Below are 12,617 nucleotides of genomic sequence, written 5' to 3' on the forward strand. Positions count from 1 at the left end.
CCGGGCATCCTCAGCTTGCGGCCTTCCTCGGCCAAGCCGCCACCGTGGGATGATCCCGCATCGTCGTCAAAGACAAGTCGGCGCCGCCGGRCTTGCCCCAGCCCGTCACGGCCGGTCCGAAGAACTCGCGGTTGACCGCCGGCCATTCGGCAAGCTCGGGTGGCAGCCGGTCGTCGGCGTGGATGGCCGCGACCGGGCAGACCGTCTCGCACAGGCCGCAATCGATGCATTCGTCAGGCTGGATATAGAGGGTGCGTCCGCCCTCGTAGATGCAGTCGACCGGGCAGGCTGCCAGGCAGGCCTTGTCCTTGATGTCGATGCAGGCGTCGGTGATCACGAAGGGCATGGCGGGCCTCCCGGCCTGAGCATTTCCGCGTTTCCCCCGAACCGCAGAAATGCTCTATCTATTTGTTTTATCGCATTTTCTTCACGCGAACCGGTGGCCACTTCGCTCGAAAATGCTCTAGCGCCCCTGCCAGACGGGCTTTCGCTTCTCGCGGAAGGCGCGGACGCCTTCGTCCGAATCCGCCGATTCCAGAGCTGCGACCAGGGCCGGCAAGCGCAGCGCCTGTGCCTCAGTCGGCGAAAGATGGGCCGTTCGGCGCGCGACCTGCTTGATCGCGCGCAGCGAAAGCGGCGCACAGGCGAGGATATCCTGCACCCAGCGGTCGACCGCCGCGTCCAGCTCGTCCGCGGCTGCGACCTCGTTGACGAGGCCGAAGCCGAGCGCTTCCTGAGCCTTGATCCGGCGCCCGGTCAGCAACATGCCGAGCGCGTGGCGATGCGCGATCTGGCGTTGCAGCAGCACCATGCCGCCGTCGAGCGGCAGGCGGCCGACGCGCGGCTCGGTCAGCCCGAAGCTCGCGTGATCAGCGGCCACGACGAGATCGCAGCCCAGCACCATTTCGAAACCGCCGCCGACCGCGTGGCCGTTGACGCGGGCGATGACGGGGATGTCGAGCGTCTGGCGCAGGGCGATGCCGCCGAAGCCTGCCGGCCGGGCCGCCGCCCAATAGGCGAGGCCGGTCAGGTCCGGATCGACATTGCGCATGTCCGCGCCGGTGCAGAAGGCGCGGTCGCCCGCGCCGGTGAGCACGACCACACGCACCGAAGGGTCCGCCTCGATACGCTGCCAGATCGCCTCCATCTCCGCCTCGGCCGGCTGGTCGAGCGCGTTCATCACCTCCGGCCGGTCGATGGTGACGCGGGCGACGTGGTCCTCGACCGAGAGGCTGACAGGCATCAGGCCACCTTTTCGAAAGCGGGCAGCCCGAGCTCGCCCAGGATTTCGTCGGTATGTTGCCCGAGGCCGGCGGGAACGATGCGGATCGTCACCGGCGCGGCTTCCATATGGATCGGCGAGCCGACCACACGCACCCGCTCCGTCGGCCCGTCGGCCTCAAGGATCATCCCGTTGACGTGGGTCTGCTCGTCGTCGAGCGCCTCCGCGAGCTGGCGCACGGGCGCGCAGAGCAGATCCTGCCGCTCGAGCCGCTCCAGCCAATAGGCCGTGGTCTGCGTCGCGAAACGCTCGGCGAAGATCGCCTGCAAGGCCGGCTTGTTGGCGACCTGCAATTCATGGCCGGCGAAGCGCGGGTCGCTTTTCAGCGCCGGCAGATCGAGCGCAGCACCGATATCGCCGAGCGGATCGGCCTTGAAGGCGCCGACCAGGACGAGGGCGCCGTCCTGCGTCGCGAAGACGCCGGTGAGCGGCATCGCTCCCCAATTCACCTCGCGCCCGCGCATCATCTGCGCGGCGGCCTCCTGCGTCTGCGCCGCCAGCATCGAGTCGAACAGCGAAACGCTGATGCGCTGGCCCTTGCCGGTCTTGTGGCGTTGCAGCAGCGCCAGCAGGATGCCCTGGACCATGTGCATGCCGGCCGAATAATCGGCAAAGGTGGTCGAGAGCACGGCAAGCGGCTGATCGGCATTGGCGCGCCGGTGCATCACGCCCGAGAGCGCCTGGGCCAGCACGTCCTGGCCGCCCTTATGGGCATAGGGCCCGGTCAGCCCGAAGCCGGTGCCGACCGCATAGATCAGCCGCGGATTGCGAACGGACAGCGTCTCATAGGAGAAGCCCATCCGCTCCATCACGCCGGCGCGGAAATTGTTGACGACGACGTCGGCCTCGTCGATCAGCCGCAATACGGCGTCCTTCGCCTCCTGCTTGCGCAGGTCGAGCACGATCGAGCGCTTGTTGCGGTTGAGCGAGCAGAACACCGGCCCCTGCAGACCGGCAGGGTCGTTGGGGAAGGATGTGCGCGAGAGATCGCCAGTGGGCGGGCGCTCGATCTTGATGACGTCGGCGCCGTAGTCTCCGAGCACCTGCGTCGCGACGGGCCCCATCATCACCTGGGTGAAGTCGACGACCTTGATGCCGGCGAGCGGCAGTTCGGCGGGGTTGGTCACGCGGCATTCTCCAGGATGGTGGCGTTCGTTGAGGGAATGTCGCCGGGGTCGCCGCCCTGGGCGCGCACGCGCTTGCAGATCTCCTGCGGAGCGATGTCGCGCAGGCGCTGCCCGCCGGCGACGGCGAGCGCAGCCGCGATGCCGGCCGATTGGCCCATCGCCATGCAGGGTGGAATCTCGCGCGACATCTTCTGCGCCTGCTCGGTCGCGGAATAATGCCGCCCGGCGACGACGAGCCCTTCGAGGCCGCGCGGCAGCATGGACCGATAGGGCGTGTAGTAGTCGCGGCCGCGCGCCACCGTGTCGGCGAAATGCACGCGATCGAGCACGTCGCGCTTGCTGACGACATAGTCGCCCTGCAGCAGCCGGGTCTGGCGCACGCCGAGCTGCGGCGCGACATCGACGACGAAGCAGTTGCGGAAGCCAGGCATGTTCTCGCGGACATAGTCGACGAGGGCATAGAGCTTGTTGCGGCCCTCGAAATCGGCGCGGGTCAGGTCCTCGACCGCGAGCGCGTCGAACCCTGCCATATGCGGGCAGTTGCACCAGACGACGCCGGGCAGCGGCGTCTTCAGCCACCACATATCCCAGGAGCCGCCCATGATGCGCTTGGCCTGCCGGTCGACGACGGCGAAGGCGTCGGGCTCCTCGTGCTGGAAGCGCTCGGCCTCGTCGGTATCGACGCCGCCAAGGCGGAACACGGTGGTGACGATGAAGGAGCCCTTCTCATGGGCCGCGCCGGCCGAGGCGGCGACATCGAGATCGCCGGAGGCGTCGACGATCGCATCGGCGAGGATCGCCTGCCGTCCCGACTTGGTCTCGCAGACGATGCCGGTGACCTTGCCGTTCTCGACCAGGGTGCGCGAGAACCAGGAATGCAGGCGCACATCGAGTTTCGCCTCGGCGACCATCTCGTTGGCGGCGCGCTTCCAGCCATCGGGGTCGAAGGCGGCGGCCATCACGATTGGCTGCGGCTTGGTCTGGGCGCGGAAGTCATGCGCGCCCCAGCGCGCCCATTTGCGGTGCATCGCCCAATCCTGGCGGCGCTCCTCGGGCGGCGGATAGACGCAGGCGCCGCGCGCCGCCATGCGCTCGATCATCTCCATGCAGATGCCCTGCACGGTGACCTCGTCGCCATTGTGCATGTCGTCGAGCACCAGCACCATGCCGCCGGAGGCGAGGCCGCCGAGATAGGGATAGCGCTCGACCATGGTGACGGCGCAGCCCTCGCGGCGGGCGGCGATCGCGGCGGCCATGCCGGCCGGCCCGCCGCCGACGACGAGCACGTCGGTCTTGGCGACGACGGGAACGGACCCGCCCGGTTCTGCGATGGTGGTCGGTGTCATGGACCTCTCCATGTTTTGGCGGGGTGTCAGTGCGCGTTGACGGGCTGCCAGCGCACGATCAGGCGCTCCAGCATGGTCACGCTCAGGAAGAACAGCATCGAGAAGCAGGAGGCGACGATCACGGTCGCGTAGAGCAGCGCCGAGTCGAAGGAGTAGGTCGCCTGGATGATCAGCGCGCCGATGCCGACATTCGAGCCGATCCATTCGCCGACAATTGCGCCGACGACCGAGGTCGAGGCGGAGATCTTCAGCGCCGAGAAAAGATAGGGCAGCGAGTTGTAGAGCCGGAGCTTGAAGAAGACCTCGCGCTTTGAGGCCGACAGCACGCGCATCAGCTCCATCGCCTGCGGGTTCACCGCCTCCAGCCCGCGCACCATGTTGACCAGAGTCGGGAAGAAACAGATCAGCGCGGCGATCGCGATCTTGGGTTCCATGCCGTTGCCGAGCAGCAGCACGAGGATCGGCGCCTTGGCCACGACCGGGATCGTGTTGATCAACACCACCGTCGGGAAGAAGGTCTCTTCCAGCGTCTTCTTATGGACGAAGGCGGTCGCGATGATGATCGCGACGATATTGCCGAGCAGGAAGCCAGCGAGAGCCTCGATCGCGGTCGGGACGAGGTTCGACAAAAGGACGCCGCTCTTGCCGATCAGCGTCTGCGCCACGAGAAGCGGCGTCGGGGCGACGAAGGGCGGGACCTTGAACAGGTAGACCAGCGCGGCCCAGATTCCGAGGAAGATGGCGATGCCGACGAAGGGCAGGATGCGCCGGCGCAATTGCGCGCGGCGCCGGGCCCGGCGAAAGCCCTCTTCGGCGTCTGCAATGGTCTCGTTATGCGAGATCGCGGTGGCAAGCGTCATTCGGTGCCTCCCAGCGCTGCGCGCAGGACCGTGGCGGTGCGCATGAACTCGGGCGTCTCGCGGATGGCGAGCGTGCGGTCCCGCGGCAGGTCGATATCGACCAGGGAGGCGACGCGGCCGGGGTTGGCGGCGAGGACCAGGACCTGCTCGCCGAGGAAAAGCGCCTCGTAGACGGAATGGGTGACGAACAGGATGGTCGTGCCGGTTTCGCGCCAGATGCGGCGCAATTCCTCGTTCAGCCGGTCGCGGGTGATCTCGTCGAGCGCGCCGAAGGGCTCGTCCATCAGCAGGAGCCGCGGGCCGCCGAGCAGCGCGCGGGCGATCGAGACGCGCTGGCGCATGCCGCCGGAGAGTTCGTGCGGAAAACTGCCTTCCCAGCCTTCCAGCCCGACGAGCTTGAGCAGTTCGCGCGGCGTCGGCATGCCCGCGGGCAGGGGCGGGCGCCCGCCGACCTCGAGCGAAAGCTCGACATTCTGCAAGGCCGTTCGCCAAGGAAGCAGGGCGGCGTCCTGGAAGACGAAGCCGAGCGCGCGCTGGAGCCTGGCCTGCTGCGGGGTCTGGCCGAGAACCGTGACCTGGCCCGAGCTCGGCGGGATCAGATCAGCGACGACCCGCAGCAAGGTGGACTTGCCGCAACCGGAAGGGCCGAGCAGGCTGAGGAAGCCGCCGCTCTCGACGGAGAAGCTGACATTCTCCAGCGCGGTCACGGTGCGCCGCTCGGTGACGAAGCGGACCGAGAGGTTGTGACAGCCGACGGCGGTGCTGCCTGCCGGCCGCGCTGCATCGGCCTGGCGCGGTTCCATCATGGCGAGCGTGGCCATCGGATCAACCGATCCGTGGCCGGGCGTCGGCCGTCATCCTGAGCACGTCGAGCGTCATCACCTCGGAGAGCTTCGGCGTGCGCTTGGTGAACTGCCCGAGCGCCGCATAGAGGTCGATCTGCTGCTGCCAGACGGTCGAATCCATCGTGCCCCAGCCCTCGGCCTTGGTCTGCGGGCCGAAGGAGAAGGCGAGCATCACATCGAGCGCCTCGCGTTCGTCGGCGGCGATCAGGTTCGGATATTCCTTGATCAGCAGGGCGACCGCCTGGTCGCGATTGGCATGGGCATAGGCCCAGCCCTTTGCGGTCGCGCGCAGGTATTTCGCCAGCACGTCGCTCTTGGATTTCAGCGTGTCGACCGTCGCGTAATAGGGCAGGGCGTAGAGCTTCACGCCGGCATCCCAGAGCGACATCCCCACGCGGTCGGGGCCGAGCACCTTGAGCGCGGTGGTGTTGGTCTCCCAGCCGGTCACGACATCGACCTGGCCGGTGAGCAGCGGCGTCATCTCCGCGCCGATCGGGACGACGGTGACGTCCTTCTCGGGGATCTTGTTCTGGGCCAGCAGCGCGCGCAGCAGGATAACGCCGGTCGACTGGATGCCGACCTTCTTGCCGATGAAGTCCTTCGGCTCGCGCACAGGGTTCTTCTTCAGCGAATAGAAGGTGTAGGGGTGCTTCTGGCAGCCAGCGGCGAAGCAGACCACCGGCAGGTCCTGCGAGGCGGCCAGCATCAGCGAGGGGCTCGACGATACCTGCCCGACCTCGAACCGTCCGCTGGCAACGACGGCGACGCCGTCGACATTCGGGCCGCCGGGCTGGATGCGCATGTCGATGCCCTCGGCCTCGTAATAGCCGAGCGCCTTTGCGCAGACCTCGCCGATCTGGTTGCCGCCGGCGATCCAGCCCAGCTGCATGTTGACGGTGGCCTTGCCCTGGGCTTCGGCTTCTATCGAGAGCAGCGGACCGGAGAAGGCGGCGGCACCGGCGCAACGCAGGAAATCACGTCTGTCGAGCGGCATGATCATCGTCCCCTTTATGTGGCGGTAACCGCCTTATCGGGGGAGTAGATCATTAACCGGCGTACTCAGATATCACAAAATTTCGTTCGAAGCGTTGCCGCAATGAGAACATGCACAAGCCGCCGGCAATTGCCGCGGCGTTGCGCAGCGCGATGCCTCAGCTGGGGGTGACCGCCGCGACGTCGACATGCCTTACGGCGACACCGCCCTCCTCCAGGATGACGCTGGATCGAATGAAGGCCTGCCCCCAGACCGGGTCTTCGAAGGCCGGTGGCGGGGTCTCCACGCAGACGATCCCTGCATCGACGATAGCGCGCGCGCAGTCGATGCAGGGAAAGAACGTTGTCGTCAGCGTGGCGCCCGCCGTCGCGATGCCGCGCCGTGCGGCGGCGAAGATCGCATGGCGCTCGGCATGCTCCATCCAGACGAAGCGGCCGTCGCCCTCGTGGCGCTCGGGCAGGTCGCGCACGCCGGCGGGGAAGGTGTTGCACGCGGCGATCGCCGTGCCGTCGCTCGCCCGAAGGATGGCGCCGACCTGGCGCACGCGGTTGGGGCTTTCGCGGGCGGCTTCGAGCGCCGCATGCATGTTCGCGTCCGGGGTGCTGCACATGGTCAGCCCAGCCGCGGGCGCGAGTCTTGCGTCAGGGCGAGGATCTCCGGCGTATAAACCTCGTCTGCCGAAGGGACGCGCGCCGTGAACTCGCCGAGTTCGCGGAACAGGTCGATCTGGTCCTGCCACACCGTCTGCGACATCGCTCCCCAGCCCTGTGTTCGCGTCGTCTCGTCATAGGCGAAGGTGATCAGCGATTTTGCGGTCGCCATCGCATTGGCCGCGTCGAGCTCGGGCTGGTTCTCCAGCAGATAGGCGACGGCCTGCTCGACATTCTGGTAGGCGAAGGCCCAGCCCTTGGCGCTGGCGCGCACGAAACGCGCGAGGACGTCCTTGTGCTTCGCCAATGTCTCGTGGGTCGCGTAATAGGGCAGGGCGTAGAGGCGCACGCCGCAGTCCCATAGGGCGAGCTCGATCCGGTCCGGGCCGACGGCAAGGCCGTTCGACATCCAGCCGGTCGCGACATCGACCTGGCCGGTGAGCAGCGGCGTCAACTCAGCCCCGATCACGGTGATCTTGACGTCGCTCTCCTTGAGGCCGTTGCGCAGCAGCATGCCGCGCAGCAGCGGCCGCGCCGTCGCCTGGATGCCGACGCGCTTGCCGACCATGTCTTGCGGCGTGCGCACGGGAGCGCGCGGCAGGGAGAAGAATGTGAACGGGTGCCGCTGCAGCGCTGAGGCGAAGCAGCGCAACGGGATGCCTTGGGAGACTGCGAGCAGCAGGGAAGGCGAGGATGAGAGCTGCCCGACATTGGCCCGGCCCGACGCGACGATGGCGACGCCGTCATTGCTGGGGCCGCCCGGCTGCATCTTCAGCTCGATGCCTTCGGCCTCGTAGTAGCCGAGCTTTATGGCGGCGATCTCGCCGAGCTGGTTGTTGCTGAGCCGCCAGCTGAGCTGTGCGTTCACGACATCCTTGCCGGCCGCGCGGGCGACCGAGATGCTCAGGCCTCCGCCGGCAAGGGCGAGGCCGGAGGCCAGGAGCGTGCGCCGGCTGGGACAGACGATCGATTGAACGGGGATCCTGCTCATCATTGCTCCGTGGCTGGGGACCGGAAGGGCCGTGCAGGCGGGATGGCGTGGCCGCCGCTCATCTCCAGCGGCGGCAGGCCGACATGCGCGGCCAGGCGCGCACCCGCCGCGCGCACCCTCGCGATTGCCGCGCCCATATCGGCATGAAGGGGGGCGCCGTCACGGGCGACGACGCGGCCATTGACGATCGTGGCGCGAACGTCGCGGGTCGTCGCGCTGAAGACGAGCGAGGTATAGACGTCGTAGAGCGGCTGCATATGCGGCTGATCCGTCCGGATAATCGCGATATCGGCCTTCTTGCCGGCTTCGAGGGAGCCGAGTTCATCGGCCATGCCTATGGCCCGCGCCGCACCGATCGTCGCCATCTCGACCACGTCGCGCGGCGGCATCGCCGCATTGCTCAACGCCATCAGATTGGCGACCTTGGCGACATAGCCGAGCTGGCCGAGGGTATCGATGCCGTTGCCGCTCATCGGGCCGTCCGTGCCCAGCCCGACGGCAATGCCGGCGCGGCGCAGCTTCGCCGCCGGGGCCACGCCTTTTCCGGCCTTGATGTTGGCGACCATGTTGTGCGCGACGCTCATGCCGCCCCGCGCCATGATCGCGATGTCCTCGTCGTCGACGAAGATGCAATGCGCGGCGATGAACACGCGCCGGGAGAAGCCGAGCGCATCGAGATGGGCGATGGGCGTCAGGCCGCGCCGCTCGCGCAGGCGCTGTGCCTCCCACTCGAATTCGGAGACATGCATGGTGACGCTGCAGCCGCTACGGTCGCTCAGCGCCACGATGCCGGCCAGCGCCTCGTCGTCGAGCGCGTAAGGCGAATGCGGCGAAAGGATCGGCGTCACCAGCGGATGGCCGGCCCAATCGGCGAGCCAGCCCTCGGCACGACGGAGCCCCGCGCGCCAGTCCGGCGAATCCGGCGTCCGCTGGTTCATGATGGTCTGGCCGATCAGGCCACGGATGCCGACTTTCTCAGCCGCCAGTGCCCGCCGCTCGGGATAAGTATAGCTGTCGACGACGCAGGTCGTGCCGGCGACGACCATTTCGATCGCGCCCAGGGTCGCCCCGGCCTCGACCAGATCGCCATCGACCATGTCGCGCTCCAATGGCCACATGAAGCGCTCCAGCCGGTCGGGCAGGCCCTCGCCGAGGCCACGAAACGGCGTCATCGCGAAATGGCAATGGCTGTTGATCAGGCCGGGGATCACCAGCCCGCCCTCGGCGTCGATCTCCTGCCTCGCCGTGAAGCCTTCGGCGATCGAGGCCGGTCCGGCAGCGGCGATCCGATTGCCGGAAACCACCACCGCGCCGCCGACATGGACCGAGAAGTCTTTGTCCATGCTGACGACATGGCCGTTGCGAATGATCAGATCGGCTTGCATGTTCCGCCTCGGCAGATGCGGCGCGCCAAGGCGGCGCTGCGTTAGCGGAGCCTAGCGCTGCCGTAGCGCGCCGGGAAGGCATCGATTTTAGCCTCGAACGTACTGATTTCGGCAACGTGCCCGTTGGCGAGCCAGATGCCCTCGGGAGCGCCATTTCCTTTCTTTCGGATCGCAACCCGGCGATGGTCGCGCTCGTAGCGCGCAGGCGGGGACGATCGTGAAAGCCCTGGCCAATGCTTTGAACCGCTTGCCAGGTCCAGCGAGAAGCCGCGCGAATGCCATGCCTCCCAAGGGCGCACGACGCGCTGGCCCCAAGCTTGCGCTTCCATCGCCTGCTATGACTGTGCCGGCCCAAATTGAAACAGTGTGTACCGCGTGGGGCCATTATGCGTTCAAAGCTCGATCGTCTGCCTCTCATGCCGCGCCGCTATCCGAGCAGGCCATGAACATGACGCAGCACATCAATCCAGATCATGACCAGTGCGTCATCTTTCTCAAATGCGCCCTGCTTTGCGTGACCGAGAAAAATCCTGAAGACGAGCGCCTGCGAAAGGCGATCGAGCTCGTGCTGGACACTGCAAGCCATGCCGAGAGCGTTCCGCCGCCTTCCAACGTCGTGCAGTTCTGCCGAAGGGATGCGCGCGTCGACGACTGAACCCGCACACGCAGGCGTCGTCTGGCGGTGCGACCGGCGAGGGCGGCCGGTGCCCTGAGGATGAATGCGCTCCGGGCCATGCGTCCCGATGAGCGCATTGTGGTTCCGGCCGCCAGCCGCTGAAAATCGCAGGCGGCATACTGCGCTCAGTCGAGGATCGCCGCGCCGAAATTCGAGCCCGGGTCCATATCGGCGACAAGGCGTCCCGTCGGCTCCGTCGCCCAGCCGCCCTTGCGGCTCAGCCAGCGGCCGGCGCCGGGTTTCCCCTGCAGCGCGCCGTCAGCGACGATCTCCTCGCCCCTGACGAGCACACGCTCGGGCCAGCCGGTGACGTGGCGGCCGGCAAAGGGGGTGAAGCCGGTGCGGTCATGCATCGCCTCGTCGGTGATGGTGACTGCCTTCTGCGGGTCCCAGATCGCGATGTCGGCGTCGTAGCCGGGCAAGAGCGTGCCCTTGCCCGGCAGGTTGTAGATCGCGGCGGGCGACGTCGCCGTCAGGTTGACGAAGGCATCGAGCCCGCGCCCGGCGAATTCCGGCCGACCTTTCGAGACCAGCGCGTCGAAGAGCAGGGGCAACCGCGTCTCCAGACCCGGCAGGCCGTTGGCGATCTGCTTGAAATTCGGGTTCGGTCCGGCCGAGAGCTTGCCGGTCTCGTCAAAGCGATAGGGGGCATGGTCGGATGAGACGGTCTGGATGTCGCCGAGCGCCAGCGCCTGCCAGAGCGCCTCCTGATCGGACTCTTCGCGCGGCGGCGGTGAGCACATCCACTTCGCGCCCTCAAGGCCCGGCTTGTCGAGATCGTGCCGGGTCAGGAAGAGATATTGCGGGCAGGTTTCGGAGAAGACCTTGAGGCCGCGCCCGCGCGCATCGCGGATCACTTGTGCCCCTTCGGCAGTCGAGACGTGGAAGATCATGATCGGCTGGTCGAGCAGTTCGGCCGCCGTGATCAGCCGGTTGAAGGCCTCGGCTTCCGAGCCGCGGGGATGGCTGATCGCGTGGTATTTCGGCGCGACATAGCCCTTCTCGACGAGCTTTTTGCCCATCCAGGAGATCATGCCGTGGTTCTCGGCATGGACGCAGACCAGCGCGCGATTCTGCCTTGCCGTCAGCAGCAGGTCGAGCAGCGGCTCGTCATCGACCTTGATCAGGTCATAGGTCATGAAGACCTTGATCGAGGCATGGCCCTCGTGGATCAGCGCCGGCAGATCCTGCGTGATCGTCTTGGCGTCGGGATTGGCGACGATGAGGTGGAAGGCGTAGTCGATCAGCGCGCCGCGCCGGGCCAGCGCGGCGTAGTCGTCGACGATCTTTCTGAGGTCGAGGCCGCGATGCTGGGCGGCAAAGGAGATCAGCGTGGTGTTGCCGCCGAAGGCTGCCGAGGCCGTGGCGCTCTCGAAGGTGTCAGCATTGAGCAGCCCGCCGGCCGAGACCTGCTCGACATGGGCATGGGTGTCGATGCCGCCCGGCAGGACGAGCTTTGCCGTCGCGTCGATCTCGCGTGCGCCGGGCGCAAGGCCGAGACCGAGTGCGGCGACCTTGCCGTCCTTGACCGCGACATCGGCGCGGAAGCTGCCGGTCGCGGAGCCGACCGTGCCGCCGCGAATGACCAGATCGTAGGTCGCCGTCATCTGCTCTATCCTTCCAGCCTAACGTCTACTCGGCTATTCAAGCCCTCATTCTGAGGAGCCGCAAAGCGGCGTCTCGAAGGATGCTCCAGTGCGCTCGAAAGCCTCCTGAAACATCCTTCGAGACGCGCCTGCGGCGCTCCTCAGGATGAGGGCTGGTAACTCAAACAAGCTGCCTAGCGCACCATGATCGTGCCGAGCGCCATGGCGACCGCCGCTTGCGTCGGGTCGATCACGGGCACGCCCAGCGCATCTTCCAGCGGCCTGCGATGACGCGCCATGCCGGCGCAGCCCATCACGATGGCGCCGGCGCCATCCTCATCCCTCAACTCGCGTCCGATCGCGACCATGCGCGCGAGCGTGCCTTCGCCGGACGCGCTCTCGGCCACCGACATCTCCAGCGGGCGTTCGCCGGCCAGCCGATCCATCAGCCCCATCTGGCGGAGGTAGCGGATATGGCGCGGGATCGAGCGCGACTTGATCGCGATGACGCCGAAGCGGTCGGCCCGCGTCAGCGCCGTCAGCACGCCGCATTCGGCGATGCCGAAGACCGGGCTCTGCGTGCCCTCACGGGCGACATGGAGGCCGGGGTCCGAATAGCAGGCGATGACGAAGGCATCGACGTCGTTTGCGGCCTCGATCCGGCGGCGCAGAGGAAGGGCCACGCTCTCGACATGCTCCTGCGTCTCGATGCCGATCGGCCCCTCCGCCAGCGTCTCGCAGACGATCTCCGGGCCCTCCGCAAAGCTGAGCGGCACGAGCGCCTGGCGCAGCCCTTCGGTGACCATCTCGTTCGAGTTGGGGTTAAGGACGAGGATGCGGGAGCGGCGGTTCATCGGTGAAATCCCGAGATGGTG

At 67.2% G+C, this 12,617-nt stretch carries 13 protein-coding genes; 1 reads left to right on the forward strand and 12 read right to left on the reverse strand.

Features of this window, described 5'->3' with window-relative positions; all coding sequences use genetic code 11:
• Positions 1–10 precede the first annotated feature (10 nt).
• The 10 genes from fdxA to AC1DEZ_RS12115 all read right to left on the reverse strand — a co-directional run bounded on the left by fdxA (position 11) and on the right by AC1DEZ_RS12115 (position 9,480).
• Positions 11–346, reverse strand: a complete 336-nt coding sequence (fdxA, locus tag AC1DEZ_RS12070; RefSeq protein WP_476779752.1) for a ferredoxin — start codon at positions 344–346, stop codon at positions 11–13.
• Between the two features lie 117 nt (positions 347–463).
• Complete coding sequence (locus tag AC1DEZ_RS12075) at positions 464–1,243, reverse strand: enoyl-CoA hydratase-related protein (protein WP_476779753.1); 780 nt, start codon at positions 1,241–1,243, stop codon at positions 464–466.
• The gene (locus tag AC1DEZ_RS12080; RefSeq protein WP_476779754.1) at positions 1,243–2,409 is read right to left on the reverse strand and encodes a CaiB/BaiF CoA transferase family protein; all 1,167 of its coding nucleotides are present in this window, start codon (positions 2,407–2,409) and stop codon (positions 1,243–1,245) included. The genes AC1DEZ_RS12075 and AC1DEZ_RS12080 overlap by 1 nt, the downstream gene beginning before the upstream one ends.
• Positions 2,406–3,755: an FAD-dependent oxidoreductase gene (locus AC1DEZ_RS12085; RefSeq protein WP_476779755.1), complete on the reverse strand. Its 1,350-nt coding sequence runs from the start codon at positions 3,753–3,755 to the stop codon at positions 2,406–2,408. The genes AC1DEZ_RS12080 and AC1DEZ_RS12085 overlap by 4 nt, the downstream gene beginning before the upstream one ends.
• 26 nt (positions 3,756–3,781) lie before the next feature.
• Entirely contained in the window at positions 3,782–4,615 is an 834-nt protein-coding gene (locus tag AC1DEZ_RS12090) for an ABC transporter permease (protein WP_476779756.1), read from the reverse strand.
• Positions 4,612–5,436 carry an ABC transporter ATP-binding protein gene (locus AC1DEZ_RS12095; protein ID WP_476779757.1) on the reverse strand — a complete coding sequence of 275 codons (825 nt, stop codon included), beginning with the start codon at positions 5,434–5,436 and terminating at the stop codon, positions 4,612–4,614. The genes AC1DEZ_RS12090 and AC1DEZ_RS12095 overlap by 4 nt, the downstream gene beginning before the upstream one ends.
• A 4-nt stretch (positions 5,437–5,440) precedes the next feature.
• Positions 5,441–6,460: an ABC transporter substrate-binding protein gene (locus AC1DEZ_RS12100; protein WP_476779758.1), complete on the reverse strand. Its 1,020-nt coding sequence runs from the start codon at positions 6,458–6,460 to the stop codon at positions 5,441–5,443.
• 151 nt (positions 6,461–6,611) lie between these two features.
• Positions 6,612–7,040, reverse strand: coding sequence for a hypothetical protein (locus tag AC1DEZ_RS12105; protein WP_476779759.1), 429 nt, complete (start codon positions 7,038–7,040; stop codon positions 6,612–6,614).
• A gap of 26 nt (positions 7,041–7,066) precedes the next feature.
• The gene (locus AC1DEZ_RS12110; RefSeq protein ID WP_476779760.1) at positions 7,067–8,095 is read right to left on the reverse strand and encodes an ABC transporter substrate-binding protein; all 1,029 of its coding nucleotides are present in this window, start codon (positions 8,093–8,095) and stop codon (positions 7,067–7,069) included.
• Positions 8,095–9,480, reverse strand: a complete 1,386-nt coding sequence (locus tag AC1DEZ_RS12115; protein WP_476779761.1) for an amidohydrolase — start codon at positions 9,478–9,480, stop codon at positions 8,095–8,097. The genes AC1DEZ_RS12110 and AC1DEZ_RS12115 overlap by 1 nt, the downstream gene beginning before the upstream one ends.
• Positions 9,481–9,922: 442 nt before the next feature.
• Between AC1DEZ_RS12115 and AC1DEZ_RS12120 the strand changes: the two genes are divergently transcribed.
• Complete coding sequence (locus tag AC1DEZ_RS12120; RefSeq protein WP_441509520.1) at positions 9,923–10,135, forward strand: hypothetical protein; 213 nt, start codon at positions 9,923–9,925, stop codon at positions 10,133–10,135.
• Between the two features lie 146 nt (positions 10,136–10,281).
• Here AC1DEZ_RS12120 and hydA read toward each other — a convergent pair whose 3' ends face one another.
• Complete coding sequence (gene hydA / locus AC1DEZ_RS12125; RefSeq protein ID WP_476779762.1) at positions 10,282–11,763, reverse strand: dihydropyrimidinase; 1,482 nt, start codon at positions 11,761–11,763, stop codon at positions 10,282–10,284.
• 173 nt (positions 11,764–11,936) lie between these two features.
• A complete protein-coding gene (locus AC1DEZ_RS12130; RefSeq protein ID WP_476779763.1) occupies positions 11,937–12,596 on the reverse strand; it encodes an aspartate/glutamate racemase family protein in 660 nt (219 codons plus the stop codon).
• Positions 12,597–12,617 lie beyond the last annotated feature (21 nt).

It is taken from the genome of Allobosea sp. 10L422 (assembly GCF_056395345.1).

Excerpts from the sequence above, each read along its gene's own strand:
- AC1DEZ_RS12075 (WP_476779753.1), bottom strand. The coding sequence starts at position 1,243 with ATGCCTGTCAGCCTCTCGGTCGAGGACCACGTCGCCCGCGTCACCATC.
- AC1DEZ_RS12085 (WP_476779755.1), bottom strand. The coding sequence starts at position 3,755 with ATGACACCGACCACCATCGCAGAACCGGGCGGGTCCGTTCCCGTCGTC.
- AC1DEZ_RS12090 (WP_476779756.1), bottom strand. The coding sequence starts at position 4,615 with ATGACGCTTGCCACCGCGATCTCGCATAACGAGACCATTGCAGACGCC.
- AC1DEZ_RS12095 (WP_476779757.1), bottom strand. The coding sequence starts at position 5,436 with ATGGCCACGCTCGCCATGATGGAACCGCGCCAGGCCGATGCAGCGCGG.
- AC1DEZ_RS12100 (WP_476779758.1), bottom strand. The coding sequence starts at position 6,460 with ATGATCATGCCGCTCGACAGACGTGATTTCCTGCGTTGCGCCGGTGCC.
- AC1DEZ_RS12105 (WP_476779759.1), bottom strand. The coding sequence starts at position 7,040 with ATGCATGCGGCGCTCGAAGCCGCCCGCGAAAGCCCCAACCGCGTGCGC.
- AC1DEZ_RS12110 (WP_476779760.1), bottom strand. The coding sequence starts at position 8,095 with ATGAGCAGGATCCCCGTTCAATCGATCGTCTGTCCCAGCCGGCGCACG.
- AC1DEZ_RS12115 (WP_476779761.1), bottom strand. The coding sequence starts at position 9,480 with ATGCAAGCCGATCTGATCATTCGCAACGGCCATGTCGTCAGCATGGAC.
- AC1DEZ_RS12120 (WP_441509520.1), top strand. The coding sequence starts at position 9,923 with ATGAACATGACGCAGCACATCAATCCAGATCATGACCAGTGCGTCATC.
- hydA (WP_476779762.1), bottom strand. The coding sequence starts at position 11,763 with ATGACGGCGACCTACGATCTGGTCATTCGCGGCGGCACGGTCGGCTCC.
- AC1DEZ_RS12130 (WP_476779763.1), bottom strand. The coding sequence starts at position 12,596 with ATGAACCGCCGCTCCCGCATCCTCGTCCTTAACCCCAACTCGAACGAG.